Source organism: Acidobacteriota bacterium, from assembly GCA_016195325.1.
GTDB lineage: Bacteria > Acidobacteriota > Polarisedimenticolia > JACPZX01 > JACPZX01 > JACPZX01.
Window position 1 is genome coordinate 45,636 of sequence record JACPZX010000023.1, and the last position, 20,201, is coordinate 65,836.

17 protein-coding genes are annotated in these 20,201 nt (G+C 67.5%); 9 read left to right on the forward strand and 8 right to left on the reverse strand.

Translation table 11 applies throughout. The features are described 5' to 3' along the window. Positions 1–186 precede the first annotated feature (186 nt). Entirely contained in the window at positions 187–1,872 is a 1,686-nt protein-coding gene (locus HY049_05325) for a formate--tetrahydrofolate ligase (GenBank protein ID MBI3448321.1), read from the forward strand. On the opposite strand, the gene HY049_05330 is transcribed toward HY049_05325, so the two are convergent. Further along, positions 1,869–2,852 (reverse strand): pyridoxal-phosphate dependent enzyme, encoded by a 984-nt coding sequence (locus HY049_05330; protein MBI3448322.1) that lies wholly within the window; start codon positions 2,850–2,852, stop codon positions 1,869–1,871. The genes HY049_05325 and HY049_05330 overlap by 4 nt on opposite strands. Positions 2,853–2,965: 113 nt before the next feature. Here HY049_05330 and HY049_05335 point away from each other — a divergent pair, with 113 nt between their 5' ends. Together HY049_05335 and recG are read left to right on the forward strand one after the other, a co-directional pair. Beyond that, the gene (locus HY049_05335) at positions 2,966–4,765 is read left to right on the forward strand and encodes a M20/M25/M40 family metallo-hydrolase (GenBank protein ID MBI3448323.1); all 1,800 of its coding nucleotides are present in this window, start codon (positions 2,966–2,968) and stop codon (positions 4,763–4,765) included. A 15-nt stretch (positions 4,766–4,780) separates the two neighbouring features. Further along, positions 4,781–6,901 (forward strand): ATP-dependent DNA helicase RecG, encoded by a 2,121-nt coding sequence (recG, locus tag HY049_05340; protein MBI3448324.1) that lies wholly within the window; start codon positions 4,781–4,783, stop codon positions 6,899–6,901. Between the two features lie 388 nt (positions 6,902–7,289). Here the strand turns inward: recG and HY049_05345 are convergent, their stop codons facing one another. After that, positions 7,290–7,847 carry a hypothetical protein gene (locus HY049_05345; protein ID MBI3448325.1) on the reverse strand — a complete coding sequence of 186 codons (558 nt, stop codon included), beginning with the start codon at positions 7,845–7,847 and terminating at the stop codon, positions 7,290–7,292. Between the two features lie 61 nt (positions 7,848–7,908). On the opposite strand from HY049_05345, the gene HY049_05350 reads away from it, so the two are divergent. After that, on the forward strand, positions 7,909–8,337 hold the full coding sequence (locus tag HY049_05350; protein ID MBI3448326.1) for a hypothetical protein: 429 nt from the start codon (positions 7,909–7,911) through the stop codon (positions 8,335–8,337). Continuing rightward, positions 8,334–10,391 carry a VWA domain-containing protein gene (locus tag HY049_05355; protein MBI3448327.1) on the forward strand — a complete coding sequence of 686 codons (2,058 nt, stop codon included), beginning with the start codon at positions 8,334–8,336 and terminating at the stop codon, positions 10,389–10,391. Before HY049_05350 ends, HY049_05355 begins: the two co-directional genes overlap by 4 nt. Positions 10,392–10,403: 12 nt before the next feature. Here the strand turns inward: HY049_05355 and HY049_05360 are convergent, their stop codons facing one another. From HY049_05360 to HY049_05385, 6 genes are all read right to left on the reverse strand, one after another. Next, positions 10,404–10,622: a hypothetical protein gene (locus HY049_05360; GenBank protein MBI3448328.1), complete on the reverse strand. Its 219-nt coding sequence runs from the start codon at positions 10,620–10,622 to the stop codon at positions 10,404–10,406. Between the two features lie 55 nt (positions 10,623–10,677). Further along, positions 10,678–10,914, reverse strand: a complete 237-nt coding sequence (locus HY049_05365) for a hypothetical protein (protein ID MBI3448329.1) — start codon at positions 10,912–10,914, stop codon at positions 10,678–10,680. A 36-nt stretch (positions 10,915–10,950) separates the two neighbouring features. Next, positions 10,951–12,123 (reverse strand): ATP-binding protein, encoded by a 1,173-nt coding sequence (locus HY049_05370; GenBank protein MBI3448330.1) that lies wholly within the window; start codon positions 12,121–12,123, stop codon positions 10,951–10,953. Between the two features lie 77 nt (positions 12,124–12,200). Then, positions 12,201–15,464 (reverse strand): putative Ig domain-containing protein, encoded by a 3,264-nt coding sequence (locus HY049_05375; GenBank protein ID MBI3448331.1) that lies wholly within the window; start codon positions 15,462–15,464, stop codon positions 12,201–12,203. A 14-nt stretch (positions 15,465–15,478) separates the two neighbouring features. Next, entirely contained in the window at positions 15,479–15,772 is a 294-nt protein-coding gene (locus tag HY049_05380) for a DUF3467 domain-containing protein (GenBank protein MBI3448332.1), read from the reverse strand. Between the two features lie 25 nt (positions 15,773–15,797). Continuing rightward, positions 15,798–16,502 (reverse strand): TIGR04282 family arsenosugar biosynthesis glycosyltransferase, encoded by a 705-nt coding sequence (locus tag HY049_05385; protein MBI3448333.1) that lies wholly within the window; start codon positions 16,500–16,502, stop codon positions 15,798–15,800. 67 nt (positions 16,503–16,569) lie between these two features. Here HY049_05385 and HY049_05390 point away from each other — a divergent pair, with 67 nt between their 5' ends. The 4 genes from HY049_05390 (at position 16,570) to HY049_05405 (ending at position 20,189) form a co-directional block, all read left to right on the forward strand. Further along, positions 16,570–17,466 carry a HEAT repeat domain-containing protein gene (locus HY049_05390; protein MBI3448334.1) on the forward strand — a complete coding sequence of 299 codons (897 nt, stop codon included), beginning with the start codon at positions 16,570–16,572 and terminating at the stop codon, positions 17,464–17,466. A 386-nt stretch (positions 17,467–17,852) separates the two neighbouring features. Further along, a complete protein-coding gene (locus HY049_05395; protein ID MBI3448335.1) occupies positions 17,853–18,281 on the forward strand; it encodes a ubiquinol-cytochrome c reductase iron-sulfur subunit in 429 nt (142 codons plus the stop codon). A 15-nt stretch (positions 18,282–18,296) separates the two neighbouring features. Further along, positions 18,297–19,112, forward strand: coding sequence for a cytochrome b N-terminal domain-containing protein (locus HY049_05400; protein MBI3448336.1), 816 nt, complete (start codon positions 18,297–18,299; stop codon positions 19,110–19,112). Between the two features lie 162 nt (positions 19,113–19,274). Beyond that, positions 19,275–20,189 (forward strand): cytochrome C, encoded by a 915-nt coding sequence (locus HY049_05405; GenBank protein MBI3448337.1) that lies wholly within the window; start codon positions 19,275–19,277, stop codon positions 20,187–20,189. The last annotated feature ends 12 nt before the right edge of the window (positions 20,190–20,201 follow it).

Consider the following 20,201-nt stretch of genomic DNA (forward strand, 5'->3'; position numbering starts at 1 on the left):
AAGAGGGGTCTCGCGCTCCGGTGTGGGTGGTAGGCCGCCGTTCCCCGCGCCGGCGTCGCCATCCCCGCCGCGTGGGAGGCGGGCACGTCGCTTGCTCGAATGGATGAGACCGTGGCGAGATGAGGCGCGTCAGCGTATCGTGTCGCCGGGATCCCCCGAGACGAGGGACCGCGAGGAGACGCCGCCATGAGATCCGATCTGGAGATCGCCCAGTCCGCCACGCTGAAAAACATCCGCGAGATCGCCGAGAGCGCCGGCATCGCGGAGAGCGAGCTCGAGCTGTACGGCCGGCACAAGGCCAAGATCGATCTCTCGATCATGAAGCGCCTCACCGGGCGCCCCGACGGGAAGTACATCGTCGTGACGGCGATCACGCCCACCCCCCTGGGGGAAGGAAAGACCGTCACCAACATCTCGCTCGCGCTCGGCCTCGCGCGGATCGGCAAGAAGGTGATCAACACGCTGAGGCAGCCCTCGATGGGGCCCGTCTTCGGCGTGAAGGGAGGGGCGACCGGCGGCGGCATGGCTCAGGTCGTGCCGATGGAGGACATCAACCTCCACTTCACCGGCGACATCCACGCGGTCGCGGCGGCGCACAACCTTCTCGCCTCACTTCTCGACAACCACCTCCACCACGACAACGTCCTGAACTTCGACCCCAAGGAAATCTACTGGAACCGCACTCTCGACATGAACGACCGGACCCTGAGGCAGATCGTCGTGGGCCTGGGCGGCACCCCCAACGGCATCACGCGCGAGTCGGGGTTTGACATCACGGCCGCCTCCGAGGTGATGGCGATCCTCGCCCTCGCCGAGAGCTACCCCGATCTGAAGAAGCGCCTCGGCAACATCCTCGTCGGCCGCTCCCGGACCGGCCAGCCGATCTGGGCGCGCGACGTGAAGGCGGAGGGCGCGATGACGGCGCTCCTCAGGGACGCCCTCAAGCCGAACCTGATCCAGACGCTCGAGGGAACGCCGTGCATCATGCACGCGGGCCCCTTCGCCAACGTCGCGCACGGGAACAACTCGATCATCGCCGACCGGATCGCCCTCAAGCTCGCCGACTACGTCGTCACCGAGAGCGGCTTCGGCTCGGACACCGGCGCCGAGAAGTTCGTGGACATCAAGTGCCGCCTCTCGGGGCTCAAGCCGAGCGCCGCGGTCATCGTCGCGACGGTGCGCGCGCTGAAGCTCCACGGCGGCGCCTTCAAGAACCTCAAGGACAGGGCGAAGGTCGAAAAAGAGGACGTGGATGCCGTGCTCCGCGGCTGCGCGAACATGGAGAAGCACATCGAGAACGTGCGGACCTTCGGCCTTCCGGCCGTCGTGGCGATCAACCGCTTCCCCTCGGACACCGATCGCGAGATCGAGGCCGTGAGGAAGCGCGCGATGGAGGCGGGGGCCGACGCCGCCGTGCCGCACGAGGGGGTCGTCCGCGGCGGCGACGGGGCGACCGATCTCGCGAGGGCGGTCCTTGCCGCGTGCGAGAAGCCGTCCACCCTGCGCTTCCTCTACGACCTCGAGCTTCCGATCGAGGAGAAGATCCGCATCATCGCGCAGACCGTCTACGGCGCGGGGGAGATCGACCTGTCGCCGAAGGTCCAGAAGCGGATCGCCTTCTTCAACCAGTGCGGCCTCGGAAACCTTCCGATCTGCATGGCGAAGACGCCGGCGTCGTTGTCGCACGACCCGTCGCTCCGGGGGAGGCCGCGCGGCTTCAAGTTTCCCGTCACCGACATCCGCGCCGCCGCCGGGGCCGGCTTCATCTACCCGCTGGCTGGCGACATCATGACCATGCCGGGGCTGCCGGAAGCGCCCGCGGCGACGCGCGTGGACGTGGACGATTCGGGGAAGATCAGCGGGCTCTTCTAGGCGGAGGCGCCCCGCCCGTCCGCGAGGTGCTTCGCGAGAAGCTCCGGGCCGATGTTGCCGCCGCTCACGACGCTGACCACCTGCGATCCCGCCGGGGCCTTGATCTTCCCCGCGAGGATCGCGGCGGTCGCGGCCGCGCCCGCCGGCTCCGCGAGCGTCTTGCACCGCTCGAGAAGAAACCTCATCGCCGTGCGAATCTCGTCGTCCGTGACCAGGACGACCTCGGCACCGGTCGCCTTCAGGATCTCGTAGTTCAGAGTCCCCGCGAACGGGGCGGCAAGGCCGTCGGCGATGGTGTCGGTCCGGTCGAGGCGGACCGCCTTCCCCTCGTCGAAGCTCCGGCGCATCGACGCGGCCCCGACGGGCTCGACGCCGACGAGCCGGGTCTTCGGGCGCATCTCGTGGAGCGCCACGGCGAGGCCGCTCGAGAGCCCGCCGCCGCCAATCCCGGCGACGACGACGTCGGTGTCGGGGACGTCCTCCAGGATCTCGACCCCGCACGTCGCCTGGCCGGCGATCGTCCCCGGCGCGTCGAAGGGGTGGATGAAGACGAGATTCCTCTCGTCGCGGAGCTGGTTCATCCTCGCGAAGGTCTCGGCGATGTCGCCGTGGAGGATGACCTCGGCGCCGTAGCCGCGCGCCGCCTCCGCCTTCGCGGGGGAGGCGCTGGCCGGCATCACGACCGTGGCTCGACACCCCAGGACCGAGGCGGCGTAGGCGACCCCCTGCGCGTGGTTCCCGGCCGAGATCGTGATGACCCCCCGCGAGCGCTCCTGGTCGGTGAGCCCCTTCATCGTGGTGATGGCGCCGCGCGGCTTGAAGGAGCCCGTCTTCTGGAGGTTTTCGAGCTTGAGGTGGACCTGGAACCCCGACAGCGCGGAGAGGGTGCGGCTCGTGACGACGGGGGTGCGGTGCAGCAGGCCGGCGATCGCCTCGCGGGCGGCGCGGACCTCTCGAAGGGTGACGGGGAGCGAGGGCATCGGCGTCGGGCTCCTGGAATCCCGCCAACCGTAGCACAGCATTCGTGATCTATAATCCGCGGCCCGCTGACGAAGCGGCTCCCCTCTGATCCCGCAACCAAAGGAGACGGTGGATGTTCAAGTCCGCGCGTGACCGCGCAACCCTCGTGACACTCTTCTCGACGTTGGCTCTAAGCGCGGCGCCCCTTCTCGCGCAGACGCCGCCCAAGCCCCCGGCTCCGCCGGCGACCCCCGCGAAGCCCGCGGCCGCCGGCGCCGAGGCCCCCTCCACCGATCCTGCGAAGAACAAGGATTTCAAGTCGGCGCTCGACTCGATCAAGGAGTTCCGGCTGAAGGCGCACACCAGGTTTCTCTCGAGCGACCTCCTCGAGGGGCGCGGCACGGGGGCGAGGGGAGGCGACATCGCCGCCGACTACATCGCGACCGAGTTCGCGCTGATGGGCCTCGGGCAGCCGGTCCCCATCGATCCGAACACCAACGAGGTCTCGTACTTCCAGCAGGTGCCGCTCGTCGGCACCGAGACCGATCCGAACGCCAGCTCACTGACCTTCACGAAAGCCGAGCAGACGGTGACCCCCGCGTACCCCGACCAGGCGGTCTTCTGGACCGAGACGCAGCAGCCCGCCGCCGAAGCGTCGGCCGAGCTGGTCTTCGCCGGCTACGGCGCCCTCGCCGCCGAGTACAAGTGGGACGACTTCAAGAACGTCGATCTCACGGGCAAGATCCTCCTCATGCTCGTGAACGATCCGCCGTCCGAGGACCCGAACCTCTTCGGCGGCAAGGCCCTCACGTACTACGGCCGGTGGACGTACAAGTACTGGATCGCCGCCGCCAAGGGGGCCGCCGGATGCATCCTCATCCACAACACCGACATGGCCGGCTACGCGTGGGACGTCGTACGGAGCTCCTGGGGTCGCGAGCGCGCGGCGATGCGCCTCGACCCGAACGCCGACACGCCGCCGCTGCGGGTCGCGGGCTGGGTCACCGAGGAGATCGCGAAGCAGGTTGTCGCCATGGGCGGGCAGGATCTCCAGAAGCTGATCGCCTCGGCCGGCACGCGCGAGTTCAAGCCGGTTCCGCTCGGCGTCACGGCGTCGGGGAAGCTCACCAGCAAGATCCGGAACTTCAACTCGCGGAACGTCGTCGCCTACTGGCCGGGGAGCGACCCGGCACGCAACAAGGAGTTCGTCATCGTCACCGCGCACTACGATCACCTCGGCATCGGCCAGGCCGTGGACGGAGACGCCATCTACAACGGCGCGCAGGACAACGCGACCGGCGTCGCCGCGATGATCGAGGTGGCCCGCGCCGTCACCACGATGAAGACGCGCCCGCGCCGCACGACCCTCTTCATCGCGACCACGGCCGAGGAGCAGGGGCTCAAGGGCTCCGAGCACTTCACCGACCGCCGAAACCTCTTCATCTACCCCGGGCGCATGGCCGCCGACATCAACATCGACGGCCTCACCGCCATCGGCGAGACTCACGACTACATCTTCCTCGGCGGCGACCGATCGCCGCAGCTCGCGAGGTACATCCAGGACGGGGCGGCGGCCCTCGACTACGCCCCCAAGCCCGATCAGCACCCCGAGAAGGGGCACTACTACCGCTCCGATCACTTCAACTTCGCGCGCGTGGGCGTCCCTTCGATCTCGATGGAGAACGGCGTCGACTACGTGGGCAAGCCCGCCGGCTGGGGTGAGGCGCAGTACCAGGACTACCTCGACAAGCGCTACCACCAGCCCAAGGACGAGTTCGACCCGACCTGGGACTTCAAGGGTGTCGCCAAGTCGGCGAGGATCGCCCTCTACCTCGCGTACTCCGCGGCGATGGACGACGCGATGCCGCAGTGGAACCCCGGGGACGAGTTCTTCAAGACGCGGAAGGAAGCCATCGAGGAGCTGCCGCAGTAGGGCGGGGCCGCGCGCGTGGATCTCGACGCCCCGCTCCGATTCGTCAAAGGGGTAGGGCCCGCGCGGGCCGAAGCTCTCGTTGCGGAGGGGTACGAGACCGCCTTCGATCTCCTCCTCCACTTCCCCTTCCGCTACGACGACCGGAGCCGCTTCGCGACGATCTCCGGATTGACGGCCGCATCCGGCCGCGTCACGCTGCAGGCCCGCGTCCTCTCCTCGAGCCTCTTCACGACCCGCCGCCGCGGCATGCGCATCGTCAAGGCGGTCGTGGACGACGGCACCGGCTCTCTCGAGTGCCTCTGGTTCAACCAGCCCTTCATCAAGAAGCACCTCGTGGCCGGCGCCGAGATCATCCTCCACGGCGCCGTGACGCAGGCCGCCGATCGCAAGGGGGCGCTCCAGATGCCCGGCCCCGAGTGGGAGCTGGTGACCCACGGCGCCGGGGACGAGATCCACACCGGCCGCATCGTTCCGGTGCACCGGCGCCTCCCCGATCTCTCGCCGAAGACGCTCAGGCGCCTCATCCACACTCTCCTCGCGTCGCTCCCTGCGGACCTCGTCGACCCGCTCCCCGCGACGCTCCGCGAGAGGCTCGACCTCGCCCCGCGCGCGCAGGCCATCCGGGAGATCCACTTCCCGCCCGCAGGAGCGGATCTCGCAGACCTCGCGGCGCGCCGCGCCCCGGCGCACCGGCGGATGATCTTCGAGGAGTTCTTCGTCCTCCAGCTCGCCCTCGCGCTGCGCCGCCTGAAAGTGCGCCGCGGGACGCGGTCGGGCTCCTACGAGATGACCCCCGAGATCCGATCGCGACTCGCCTCGGTCCTCCCGTTCCATCTGACCGTCGCCCAGCGCCGCGTCCTCCAGGAGATCGTCGCGGACCTCCGCACGCCGCACCCGATGAGCCGGCTGCTCCAGGGAGACGTCGGCTCGGGGAAGACGATCGTCGCGCTCCTCTCGATGCTCTTCGCCGTCGAGAACGGCCTCCAGGCGGCGCTGATGGCCCCCACCGAGATCCTCGCCGAGCAGCATCATCGGGTCATCGAGCGGCTGCTTCACGGCAAGGGCTACCGGAGCATCCTTCTGACCGGTGCCACGCGCCGCACCGCCGGGAAGCCGATCCTCGCGGGGATCTCGGGGGGGTTCTGGCAGATCGTCGTCGGCACGCACGCGATCATCCAGGAGGGGGTGAACTTCCAGCGCCTCGGCCTCGTCGTCGTGGACGAGCAGCACCGCTTCGGCGTGCTGCAGCGCGCGGCTTTGCGTGAAAAAGGCTCGAGCCCCGACGTGCTGATCATGACGGCGACGCCGATCCCGCGGTCGCTGTGCCTGACCGTCTACGGCGATCTCGATCTCTCCGTGATCGACGAGCTTCCTCCGGGGCGGCGGCCGGTGAAGACCTTGCGGCGGAAGGAAGACGCGCGCGAGAAGATCTACGAGTTCGTTCGGAAGGAGATCCGGCAGGGTCGTCAGGCCTACGTCGTGCTGCCTCTCGTGGACGAGTCGGAGACGATTGCCGGCGTGAAGGCGGCGGTGAAGATGGCGGCGGATCTTTCCAAGTCTCTTTCAGACACATCGGTCGGGCTCGTGCACGGGCAGCTCAAGTCCGACGAGCGCGACTCGGTGATGAAGCGGTTCGCGGCGGGGGAGATCGAGCTGCTGGTGGCGACGACGGTCATCGAGGTCGGGATCGACGTCCCGAACGCGACGGTGATGGTCGTCGAGAACGCGGAGCGGTTCGGGCTGTCGCAGCTTCACCAGCTCCGCGGGCGCGTGGGGCGGGGGGCGCACGCGTCGTACTGCATCCTTCTTGAGTCCGACGAGCTGACGCCGGAGGCTTCGCTGCGTCTCGACACCATCGCGGCGACGGAGGACGGGTTCGCGATCGCGGAGAGGGATCTCGAGATCCGGGGGCCGGGGGAGATGACGGGGACGCGGCAGACGGGGATTCCGGAGCTGCGGATCGCGAGCTTGCTGCGCGATCGGGAGATCCTGGAGCTGGCGCGGCTGGAGGCGGCTCGCCTCGTGGAGGGGATGGAGGCGCGGGAGCTCGATGGCCGCGCGGGAGAGAACGCACCGCTCATACGGCACGCGATGCGGCAGTGGGGGACTCGTTTGGGGATCGCGGGGACGGGGTAGGGGGGGAGCCAGGTGAACCCGAAGGCGAGCCACCCCACTCGTGGTCACTTGCTGTGGTCGACAACACAATCTCGCTCCGGGTCTACGAGCTACTCGTGCATGAATCCAACTGGCCGCGGCACGGATGCACGAGCCAAGCGCGTTTGGCATCGACGCGCTTCATCGCCATAGCCTCCCTCAGTAGAGCTCGAAGGCGATCCCATGAACGAGAAAGTCTCAGGATGCCTGGATCAGAACCAGGGGGCGGGTCACTCCCAAAGCTCGTTGATCAGAGCAGTCTGGACGGGGCCATTCCGGTTGACGAAAGTGCTGGGGTGTTCTCGGCAGACATCGCCGACTCGATCGCTATCGAGGTCTCGCGTAATGCAGCAACTCCACCGTCGCGTGTCTACTCGGAGAATTCGCCTGCCTTTTCCTGAACTTCGCCAGAGATGCCGACGAGAAGGTCAAACACGTCGGCGCAGAACTGGATCACGGGCTTCCCGCCGTCTTTGAAGATGTAGTCCGAGGCGGAACTGACACTCTCTGGTTTGATCCAAAGCGGCCCATAATGCGCGGTCTCCTTCCGATGTCGACTCAACTCCTTGAGCAGCGGATGAATGGGTCGGGCGAACACACTTCCGTTCGGCCTACGGTCTGTCGAGAAGTACTTGGAGAGAACCCTCGTCGCTGCTTGGACATACTCTTCGTCCAAGCAGTCGTTTCCTTCTTGGTCCCAGTAGGTGATGTGGTGCAGTTCGTAGGCCATCCAGTCGATTGCCGCGCGGGCCGCCCCAAGGCACGCACTAGTTAGCCATCGGAACTGATCTCTGTCCGTCGTTCTCTGCATGAGATCGAGTAGGAACCGACCTTCTCCAAGCTTGTCATCGGCCATCAGAGGGAACCGGCCAGCGACCACCAGACCCTCGAGATCCCAATCCAGAGCATCATCGTCCATGTACGTCACTCTCCTCCGGGTCCACCCGCGCGTCTGTAATACTGAGCATCGGATGATCTACTCTTCGTCGATGACCTCGAGTTCCAGCACCCAGACGCCCGATCGCTCCCTCTCTGTCTTCTTTACGATCTCCGCCTGCTCCTGGATGCCTCACTGGGCGTGCCACTTCTTCCGCCTGGGAACGGGAAGCACGTTCGCCGTCGGCTCTTGGTCCTTCTCGGCGTTGGACAGCGCGGTCTCTCTCGGAGTCTACGGGATCATCGTGCTCATCAACATCCTCGCCACGACGCACACAGGATTCCGCCCGGCCGCCGCCTTCACCAGCGGGCTGGGACACCTCGGCATCGGCGCGGTTCACGTTTGGCGCCTGATCAGCCCGTTCCGGTTCGAGATCCTCGGGCAGTCGTGGCCGCTCAGCGCATCGGCGGTCCAAGCTACAATCCTCCTGCCGTTCTCACTTCTCTGCTTTCTTGTCTTCGTCAAGGTCATGAGACGATGAGCTCCGGACGATCCCTCCGGACCGCCGCGCTACTCGCGGCCATCGGCCTGTCCTCTCCCGCCTTCGCCACCGAGCCCCACCGCATCAAGGCCGAGCCCAGCCGCGTGGAGGTGACTCTCGTCCTCCTCGATGTGATCGTCACCGACAAGAAAGGCGTCCCGGTGACGGATCTAGGACCGACCGATTTCCAGCTTCTCGTCGACAACACCCTCTCGCCGATCGAAGCCGTCGAGTCGCATTGCTCGGCGCCGGGCGAATCCACCGCCGCCCTTGACGCGCCCCCTCGCTACCTCGTCCTCTTCTTCGACATGTCACACCTCCTCGCCCCTGCCCGCCTTCGCTCCATCAAGGCCGGCATCCAGTTCATCGACGAGATGATGAGCGCGCGGGACCAGGTGATGGTCGTCGCCTTCGCGAAGGGGCTTCACATCGTGAGCCGCTTTACGGGAGAAAGAGCAATCTTGAAGTCCCGGATGGAGGCGATGATCGACGATCACGACCTCATCGACTCGGCCCCGTTCGAAGAGGAGAACACCCTCGCGCGGTTCGACCGCGGCACCGGCGGCGCCCGGCGCCGCGCCTCACCGATGACGATCGGCGGCCCGAGCCCCAGCCTCAACGAGTTCGCGGGGGAGTGCCAGGCCGAGGCGCGGCAGGCCGAGATCGACGCCACGCGGACGGTGCGCGCTATGGCGAACACGATGGAAGCCTTCGAGGGGATCCCCGGGCGCAAGGCGATGGTTCTCATGTCGGAGACGCTCCGGTCGAACCCCGGAGGAACGTTCTACACTGCTTGCGGCCAGTCGTCGCTCCTCGACAACTCGTCGCTGCACCTCACGGTGCTTCCGGAGATCGACGATCTCGTCAGGCGCGCGAACCTCGCGGGGATCTCGTTCTACCCCGTCCATCCCGGCGGGATCTCGGCCGGGGCCACCTCGCTCGCGATGGAAGGGGCCCTCGACTTCCAGCACAGCATCGCGCTCAGCACCGGCGGGCAGGCGTTCATTCTGATGAACAAGCCGCTTCTGCCCTTCGCGCAGGCCGAAGCCGACCTCTCGTGCAACTACGTTCTCGCGTACCGGCCCCCCGAGGGGTTTCGGGAAGGACGCCATCCCGTGACCGTGCACGTCGCGCGGAAGGGCGTGAAGGTCCGTCACCGAGATTCATTCGTCATCTCGAAGCCGGGGGAGGCCTCCGACCGGCAGATGATGGCGGTCCTCTCGAGCCCAGGCCTCTATCGGGATCTCAAGGTCGAATCGCACGCCTACAGCCTCCTCACGCCTCAGCCGGGAAAGCGCCGGATCCTGATCCAGGCGTCGGTGCCCCTCTCGGAGCTGACGCTGCTTCCGACATCCGATGCTGTCTCGAGGGGAAGCCTTCTCCTGCGCGGCGGGATCATCTCGCCGCACGGAAGGCTCCTTTGCGACTTCAAGGAGGCGATTGCGTTTGAGGCGGGGCCGCGGACTGTCGCCGAAACGAGCCGCGCGGGGATTCAGGCGGCCTGCGACGTCGAGGAAGGGGAGAACGAGATCGTCGTCGCGGCCCGCGACGAGACCGGGGGCTCTCTCGGCGCCTTCTGGGGGACCTTCGCCTTCCGGCCCGGAGACGAGGGGCACACTCCGCGAATGCTCCTGTGGGGGCCGTCAAGGGGTGACGTCTGGGTTCGACACGACGAAAAAGCCTGGCTCCCGTCGCTCGCAGGAAATGACGGGCCGGAGTCCGAAACGCCGCTCCTTCTCCGTCCCGTCCCGACCCTCGCGGCCGACGAGCCGGCGGCGCTCACGTGTCTCGTCTGCGGCGATGAGGGGGTCGGCGAAAAGGACTGGCGTGCCCTTCCCGCGTCGGCGTCGATCGCCCTTTCGGGCCCGCTGTCGTTCTCTCTTCCGGCGCGGGTCATCCCCGGCGGAGCGCGCTGCGGCTGGCTCCAGGCCGAGTTGAGTGCGGGCTCTCTGACGCCGGGAGCGTACGTCGTGCGCCCGGAGCCGCCGGCTCCCTTTCGCGGCGGGGCGACCTCGCGCCTCGTCGTTTCAGACGCGGGCGGCGCCGAGCCCTGATCTCGCGCCCCCTTACTTCCCCACGCGCTCCAGCATCTGCAGATCGACGAGGTCCTTCGGGCGGCCGGTCGCTTTCTTGTTGCGGATCAGATCCTCACGGCTCAGGAACGGCAAATCCCGAACGCCGACCCGGTGAGTGACCCGGTTCCTCCACGCGGACTCGAAGTCGATGCCCGTGACGTCCGTCATCAGATCGATGCGCCGCGGGGGAAGCCCGATCTGCGGGACCACCCCGCGCGACTCCAGGTCAGTTCGGGCGATGCCGAGCGATGCGGTGGGAACGCGGTCAGTCAATCTTGCGGCGATACCACCTGACCGGTGTCTCGGCGCGCGTGTAGGTCGGAATCGGGATGCCCGCCCACGAGTAGGCCTCGAGCGCGAGAGGCCACATCATCTCGAGTCGCTCCTCCGCCGTCGTGGAGTTGCTCAGATCGTCGGAAGGCTCCTCACCAAGGCGGAACTTCCGGACGGGCCACGAGCTCCGTCGCGCGCGCCGCGCCTCAGCGTCTTCATCCGGAATCATGACGCCATCATGGCCTCTTGTCGTCAGAGCGGCGAGCTACACCAGCCCCGGCAACAGCCGATCCGCGGTGAGACATCGCGCGCCGGACTGCACGAAGTCGCGCCCGCCTTCGAGCGAGACCTGGTAGCGCCACGGAATCGCCAGGCGCTCCCCGAAGAACCGCAGCGACTCGTCGGGTGCGCGCTGATCGAGCTTCGCCTCGACGGCGAACCAGGGCTTCGCGTCGAGCGTCACGAGAAAATCGACCTCATGGCCGGCGCGATCACGAAGATACGTGAGCTCGCAGCGCAGGCCCTCGGCGTCCTCCAGAAGGTGGCAGAACTTCAGGAGGTGCGAGGCGATCATGTTCTCGAATCGCGCGGGCGGTGAATCCACCAGCGTCCAGTCCCAGAGGTAGATCTTCGGCATTTTCTTAAGCCCGCGCAGGCGCCGGTGGGTGTAGGGCCGCACGACGAAGAGATGGTAGAGGCGCTCGAGCACGTCGAGCCAGTGCGCCACGCCACGATGGCTCGCGTCGAGATCCTCGCGGAGCGAGTTGATCGAGAGCGGGGAGCCGACGCGCATGGGAATCATCTCGGCAAGGTGCTGGATCGGCGAGATCTCCCGGATCATCTCGAGGTCCCGCACGTCCTCCCGGAGGAAGCGATCGAGCCGCTCCTTCCGCCACCGGCGGGCGGTGCGCGCGGATTGCGCGAGGAAGGGCTCGGGGAATCCTCCGAATTCCATCAACGCGCGCACCGCGTCGGCCCCTCGTGGACCGGCGATTGGCAACTCGCCCCCCGGAGGGGGAAGGCGGAGGCGCGCGCCGAGCGCTTCGCCGCAGGAGAAGGGGTGGAGCCGGTAGTGGTGGTAGCGCCCCTGGAGCGAGTCGCCTCCACGACGGTAGACATCGAGCCGGGCGCTTCCCGTGACCAGAAACTCAAGCTTGCCCCGGTGCTTGTCGAACTCGCCCTTGAGCCACCGTTTCCAGCCGCGCCACTTGTGGATCTCGTCGAGGACGACGAGCGATCGGCCGCCCGGCCATCGCGCGGCCCGGATCTCCCGGCGATCGTCCTGCTGGTCCCAGTTGAGGTAGGTTCCCATGGTTCGCGTGGCGAGGACGTGCCTCGCCAGCGTCGTCTTGCCCACCTGGCGCGGGCCGGCGACGAAGACCATCCTCGAGGGGAGATCGGCGGCGACGAGGGGCTCGAGATAGCGTGCTCTGTCCATGTGCGGATCTTGCCACAAAGCAAAAAAAGTCTCAACTTTTTTTGCCTATAGGCAAAATCCGCCAGCCCCCGCCTCCCTCAGTTCACGCAGACGTACCCGAACGTCCCCGTCGTCCCCTTCGCCTGGAACCCGACCGTCCCCGCCGGCACCGCGCGCTTCGGCGTGAGGCTCATGAGCGGCGTGACGAGATCGTCCACGAAGACGTCGAACTTCGTCCCGTCGAAGGTGACCCTCACCGTGTAGAAGACGTTCACGTCGATCGGCTTCTTCGCCTTCGCGATCGCGACGATCGAGCCGCCGACCCTCTCCGCGAGCTTCCACAGGTCGGTCCCCGCCGCGGCCGAGAGCTCCATCGTGTTCTTCTTGTCGGCGAACCAGCCGAGAAGGACGATCTTCGTCTTCGCCGCCTTCGAGGTCTCCATGAGCGCTTCGACCGAGCAGTTGACGCACCCGGCGAAGGCCGGCGCCGCGACGGTCATCGCCTTCTTCGACGACATCCCGACGAGGTTCCCGTTCGACTCGCTCCACGCCGGCTTCACGTACGTCCAGTTCGGATCGAGGACGCCGTCCTCGAAGGCGTCGCCGAAGAGATTGCAGTTCGTGCCGCGGAAGTCCGGGAGGATCGTCACGGTGTAGTCGAGGGACGAGGCGCACGCCGCCGCGTCGGTGGCGGTGACGGTGAAGGTGAAGTCCCCAGTGGTCGTAGGCGTGCCCGAGAGGGCGCCGGTCACCGCGTCGAGCGCGAGCCCGGGAGGTAGGGCGCCGGCCGTCACGGTGTACGAGACGGGCGGGATCGCGGTCGTCGCGAGAATTGTCTGGTCGTACGGCATCCCGCGGGAGCCGTTGGGGAGGATCGGCGGGAAGAGGCCCAAGGAGCCGCAGACCGATGGCGCCACCAGGACCGAGTAGGCGGCGGTTCCGGTGCACATGTTCGCGTCGGTGGCCGCGGCGGTGAAGTCGAAGATGCCGGAGACGAGTGGGGTCCCCGAGATCAGTCCCGAGCCGCCGAGCATGACGCCGGTGGGAAGCGCCCCCCCGGCGACCTGGAAGGCGTACGACGGCGCCCCGCCGGAGGCCATCAGATTCTGGTTGTATGCGGATCCCTCGACACCGTTCGGGATGGTTGTTGGCGTGATCGCGATCGCCGGGCACGCGGCCGGGTTGACGACGAGGAAGAAGTCGCGAGAGACGGAGCACGATCCGTTCGTGGCCGCGAGCGTGAAGCTCGAGATCCCGGGCGCGGACGCGGCGCCGTCGATGAGGCCGATCCCCGAGAGGGCGTTCGGATCGAGGTTCAGCCCCGCCGGGAACGCTCCACCCGTCAGCGAGAAGGTGATCGGCGCGGTCCCGCCGGTCGCCAGGACCATCGTGCTGTAGGGCGTGTTCGCGATCGCGGTCGGGAGGGTGGTCGTCGTGATCGTGAGGCAAGGGTCGACGACGAGGATGTAGCCGAGGAGCCCTGTGCAGAAGTTCTCGTCGGTCGCCTGGACCACGAACGTGTACGTCCCCGGCGCCGTCGGCGTCCCCGCGAGAACGCCGGGGCCGGTGAGGCTGAGGCCCGGCGGGATCGCGCCGCTGACGACGGCGAAGGCGATCGGGCTCGTCCCGCCCGAGGTGACGGCGACGTTCTGGAGATACGCCGTCCCCTCCACGGCCGAGGGGAGGCGCGTCGGCGAGAAGGTGAAGAAGCAGCGCACCTGAAGGGTGTATCCCTGGCTCCTCGTGCAGGCGTCGGCGTCGGTGGCCGTCGCGACGAAGACGAAGGTCCCGGAGACGGTCGGCGTTCCGGCGAGGATCCCCGTGTTCGGATCGAGCGCGAGCCCCGGCGGCAGGACGCCGTCCGTCACGCTGTAGAGATACGGCCCCGTCCCTCCCGAGGCGACGAGGGGCTGGGAGTAGACCTCACCCGGGTTCGCCGCAGGGAGCGTTGACGGCGTGAGGGCGACCGTCGATCCCGAGCAGTTCACGCTGGAGGCGACAGTGATGGTGAGATCGAGAGTCCCTCGGCAGAGGTTGCCGTCGAAGGCCGCGACGGTGAAGTTGCTCCCGCCCGCGCTCGTCGGCACTCCGGACAGCTCGCCGGTGAGCGGGTTGAGCGCGACCCCTGTGGGAGGTGCGCCGCTCACGATTGCGAAGCGGTAGGGGGGAACGCCTCCCGACGGGGCGAGCGTCTCCGTGTAGAAGGCCCCGGCGGTTCCGTCGGGAAGCGTCGTCGGTCCGACCGTCACCGCGGGGCAGCTCGGGAAGACCTCGACGGAGCCCTCGTCGCACGCGGATCCCTGCGGGCGGAGGAGGCCTCTCTGGTCCGTCGCCTCGCACGCCGCGCCCGAAGCTCCGGTGTCGAGCGCCGGGGAGCCGGGGAGCGGCAGCCGGGTGAGATTCCGGCCGCCGTTGTTCTGGAGCGGGCCGAGGACCGGGTCGAGCAGTGTCACGTCGTTTGCGCCGAGTCCGGTGCACCCGTCGGCGTCCTTCACGAGGTTGCTTCCGAGCGAGGTCATCGCCCCCTCGCAGTCGTCGTTCGGACCCGAGGCGGTGTTCCCGGCCATGATGGTGTTCGAGAGGATCACCGCGCTGTTCGGGTCGGCGTTGATGCCGCCACCCCCGACGCCTCCCGTCGAGGAATTCCCGATCAGGGTGACGTTGTTGAGGATGAGCGTCGCCCCCGGGGCGTTGTAGATGCCGCCACCCCCTTCGGTCGAGGAGTTCCCGCTCAGCGTGCAGTTGGTGACGGTCATCGTGCCGGCGTTGAGGACGGCGCCGCCGCGGCTCGTGCCGACCGCCGAGTTCGTCGTGAGCGTGGATGCGTTGAGGGACAGCGTCCCCGCGTTGAAGATGCCGCCCCCTCCGCCCTGGGCCTGGTTGATCGTCATGGTGCACTGGGTCAACGTCAGCGTGCTCCCCGCCTCGTTGTGCACGGCGCCGCCCGCGCGGCCGCTCCCCGGGTCATTGTTCGCATCCCCCTGGGAGAGCCTGAGCCCGATGATCGAGACGTTGCCCGAGAGGACGTGCAGGATGCGCCCGACGCTGCTCTGGATGTCCGTCGTGCCGATGCCGATGATGGTGACGTCGTCGGTGATGTCGAGGTCCCCCGTGAGGCCGAGGTCCTCGTCCGCGCCCGAGATCGTGAGGTTGTACGTCCCCGGCGGCAGGTTGATGACGTCGGGCCCCGGGAGGAAATTCGCCTCCTGGATCGCCTCCCTCAGCGAGCAGGAGTCGCAGACTCCGTCGGGGGTCGGATCCGAGATGTCCGCGTACGTCGTGACGTTGAAGGTCGCCGATCCGGCGAGGGTCGACGAGGCGAGGAGCGCGGCACAAACGACGGCGAGAAGTGTCCTGTTCACGTGGCGTCTCCTTTTCAATTCACCGGCCCGCCGCCCCCCGGGGGAGCCGGCGCCTCGGTGACCGCGCCGTAGTGAGCCTCGTACCGCGCGATGTTCTCGGCTAGGGCGCGGGAGATGCGCTTCATGTGCCCCGGGCTCACGATGACGCGCGCCGAGAGCTTCCCCGCCTCGGGGAGCATGCTGAAGAAGTCGATGAAGAACTCCTCCTGCGTGTGCGACACGATCATGTGGTTCGAGTAGACGCCCCCCACGATGTCGTCGGTGACCTTGATCGGGATCTGCCTCTGCTTGGGCGCTTCGTCGCTCATCGTCGTGCTCCTCCGGTCGGGCGATTCAACGGCCGGGCCGTGTCGGCACGAGCCGCGTCAGCGTCGCGTACGTTCGCGCCGGGAAGTCCGGCGCGCGCCGTGCCTTCATCCGGCGCAGGTCCTCGAACAGCCGGGCGACGTCCTCCGGCGTGTCGACATCGTGCCACATCCCGAGATCGACGTACGGGGTCCCGCTCCTCTTGAGACGCGCGCGCGTCGCCCCGAGGACGCCGTCCGATCCCCACTCGATCCCGCGGAAGATCTCCACGTGGAGGCGCGACATCCCGACGAGGTAGTAGCCGCCGTCGTCGCTCGGCCCGAGGACGACGTCGGCCTCGCGGAGGGCGTCGAAGGCGGCGAGAAGATGATCGGCGGGAAGGGTGGGCGAGTCGCTGCCGAGGAGGACGGCGCGACGGTAGCCCGCGCGGAGCTTTCCCTGCATCGCGAAGGCCATCCTCTCGCCGAGGTCCCCCGACGACTGGGCCTCGACGACGACGCCCGACGGCACGGCGTCGACCGCGGCGCCCGCCGCGACGGGCTCGCTCCACGCGAGGAAGAGATCGGCCGTGCCGCCGACCGCGCGCGCGGATCGCTCGACGACGTCGGCGACGAGGGCCCGGTGGATCTCGCAGGCTTCGTCGGGAGAATAGTCGGGAGAGAGGCGCGTCTTCACGCGCCCCGGCACGGGGACTCGGGCGAAGATCACGAGAGCGTTTTCGGCGTGCGTCACGGTTGACCGACCTCGTCGGCGCGATGATAACATCCGGATTCCCCCCGCCATCCCACGGAGCGATCAGATGACAGAGCCGACGGGTCCCGTCTCGACCGGCGTTCCCGGCGTGCCCGAGCCCTCGCGCGACGAGCCCGCGCCCGGCTTCGCGCGCGAGATGTCGCGCCTCTTCATCATCCCGGCGGCGATCGTCCTCCTGTGCGTGGGAGTCTTCGTCCTCTTCGGCCTCGTCGCGTCGGAGGGGAGGACCGCAGGCGACTACCTCCAGGAGATTCGCCAGGGGGCGGAGGGGCGCAGATGGCAGGCGGCCTACGAGCTGTCGCGCCTCCTCTCGCGGAACCCCGAGGACCAGCGCAAGGCGGGGGTCGGAACCGACATCGCGGCGATCCTCGCGGACCCGAAGACGACCGACCCCCTCGTGAAGCGGTACCTCGTCGTCGCCCTCGAGGCGATCGCGGACCCGGCCACGGCCCCGGCGCTTGAGGGGCTTCTGGCCGACCAGGATCTCGAGGTGCGCCTCTACGCCGCGCGCGCCCTCGGGCGCCTGGGGAGCCCAACGTCTGTGAAGCCGCTCGTCGCCCTTCTCGACAACGAGGAGCCCGCGCTCCGGAAGATCGCCCTCTACTCGCTGGGGCGCGTCGGCGACGGCTCGGCCGTCCCCGCGATGCGCCCGAGGCTCGAGGACAGCGTCGAGGAGGTGCGATGGAACGCCGCCCTCTCCCTCGCCGTCCTCGGCGACGGATCGGGCGCCGTCATCCTGAAGGAGATGCTCGACCCCGCGCATCTCGACAGGGTCGCCGGCATCACCGAGGAGCAGAAGCTCGAGGCGCGCGTCAATGCCCTGCAGGCGGTCCTGAAGCTGAAGGATCCGACGCTGCGCCCCCTCGTGGAGGACGTGAGCCGCAACGACCCGAGCCTTCACGTGCGGGACATCGCGCTGAAGGTTCTCGACAAGTGGAGTTAGGCGTGTCTTTTGTTGACTCCCATCCCGCTTCTGCCTAGAATCCGACCGTTTTTGAAGAGCGCGGATCTGCCGCGCGATCCCTCCCGAAAGACGGCCCGCGTCCTCTCAGGAGATGGTGCCGGGGGAAGGACTGTACCGGGGCGAGAGCCCGCGGTGATGAGCGAAGCCGAGTGAGCGACGAGAAGATCGACAAGGGCGCGGTCGTCACCGCCGGAACGATCACCAAAGGCGCCGATCCAGGTGCGGGCGCCTCGAAGACCGCGGCCTCCGTCCCGACGTCGAAGACCAACCAGCCCGCCGCGCCGTCGGGACCTCAGCCCCACGGCATCACGCGCCGCAGCTTCTTCTCCACGCTCGGCATCGGGTGGGTCGCTTTCAGCGGCGCGATGGGCGCGGGGCTCACCGCGACGGCGCGCTTCATGTTCCCGAACGTCCTCTTCGAGCCGGTGCAGAGCTTCAAGGCGGGCTTCCCGAGCGACTACACCGTCGGCAAGGTCGACGAGCGGTGGAAGGAAGCGTACGGCACGTGGCTCGTCCGAACCGACGACGGCCTGTACGCCCTCTCGACCACCTGCACGCACCTCGGGTGCACGCCGAACTGGCTCCCGGCCGAGAACAAGTTCAAGTGCCCGTGCCACGGGAGCGGCTTCTACCCGTCGGGGATCAACTTCGAGGGGCCCGCGCCGAGACCGCTGGAGCGCTACAAGATCGTCCTCGGCGACGACGGGCAGATCTTCATCGACAAGAACCAGAAGTACCAGCAGGAAAAGGGACAGTGGACCGATCCCGACGCATTCCTCAGGTTCACGGGCTGAGGGGAACGGAAAAAGATGGCCGACGGACCGCCGATCAACACGTCAGAGGTCAAGAAGAAAGACCTCGTCACGTACGTGCGCGAGAGCCAGATCTGGAACTCCATCTTCCGGCATGGCCCTCCCAACAACGACCGGAACCGGGCGCTGGCCGTCATCACGAACGTCTTCCTGCACCTCCACCCGGTGCGCGTCCGGAAATCGGGGCTGAGGCTCAAGTACACCTGGTGCATGGGCGGCGTGACCTTCTTCCTCTTCATCGTGGAGACGATCACCGGCCTCCTCCTCATGTTCTACTACCGGCCGACGGTCGAATACGCCTACGCCGACATCTGGGATCTCAGGGAGCAGGTTCCCCTCGGCGTCATGCGCGAGCTGCACCGCTGGGGCGCGCACGCCATGGTCATCGCCGTCTGGCTTCACATGTTCCGCGTCTTCATGACGGGCTCGTACAAGCCGCCGCGCGAGTTCAACTGGAACGTCGGCGTCATCCTGCTCGTGCTGACGCTGATGCTTTCGTTCACCGGGTACCTCCTGCCGTGGGACCAGCTCGCGATGTGGGCCATCACCGTCGGGTCGAACATGGCCCGCGCGACCCCCTTCTTAGGATACGAGGGGCCGGGGGCGGCGCTCTTATCGCTGGGAGACGTGAGGCTGGTCAACGTGGGGAGCGACGCGCGCTTCGGGCTCCTGGCCGGGCGCTTCGTCGGCGCGGGCGCGCTCCTGCGCTTCTACGTCCTGCACTGCGTGGCGCTCCCGCTCGTCGTGGCGACGCTCATCGCCATTCACTTCTGGCGCGTCCGCAAGGACGGCGGCATCTCGGGACCTCTCTAGATGCAGATTCTGAAGGACCTCATCAACTGGGCCGCAGCGCCTGTCCAGTTCTTCACCCTCAGCACGCTCGCCTTCTTCGCGATGCTCCGCTTCAAGGGGTGGGTGAAGCCGCGGAACGCGACGCTCATCCTGCTCGCGGCGCTGGGGTTCTTCCTCATCAGCATGATCGACCCGAACTTCAGGCTGATCGTGGTGAAGGCCGACAACATCCCCATCGCCTTCATGCTCTTCATCGTGGGCTTTTTCCTCTGGCTCTCCCTCAGGCAGGCCTTCGCCAACGACGAGCGCATCGCGAAGGGACTGCCGCCGGCCGAGGCGGTCGAGACGAAGGACAAGCTGATGGTGTGGCCGCACCTGGTCTACACCGAGTTCATCTGCCTCATCCTCCTGACCGTCGTCCTCATCGTCTGGTCGATCCTCATCCAGGCGCCGATCGAGGAGCCGGCCAACCCGACGAACTCGCCGAACCCCTCCAAGGCGCCGTGGTACTTCCTCGGCCTCCAGGAGATGCTCGTCTACTTCGATCCGTGGATGGCGGGGGTCGTGCTGCCGGGGCTCATCATCGTGGGGCTGATGGCGATCCCGTACATCGACACGAACCCGAAGGGGAACGGGTACTACACCTTCGCCGAGCGGAAGTGGGAGGTCGGGATCTTCCTGTTCGGCTTCATCATCCTCTGGATCCTGCTCGTCGTCGCCGGCACCTTCTTACGCGGGCCCAACTGGAACTTCTTCGGGCCGTACCAGTACTGGGACATCCACAAGGTCGAGCCGCTGGTGAACATCCACCTGTCGGAGATCTTCTGGGTGAGGCTGCTGCACCGGGCTCTGCCGTCGTTCTGGCTGGTGCGCGAGCTGCCCGGCATCCTCATCGCGCTCTTCTACGTGGCCGCGCTGCCGCCGATCCTCGCGCGCACCCTGTTGAAGCGCTTCTACGACAGGCTCGGCTTCGCGCGCTACTCGGTCTTCGTCTTCCTGCTGTTGATGATGATGAGCCTCCCGATCAAGATGTACCTGCGCTGGGCCTTCAACTTCAAGTACCTCGTGAACCTGTCCGAGTTCTTCTTCAACATCTGAGGCATTCAGGGG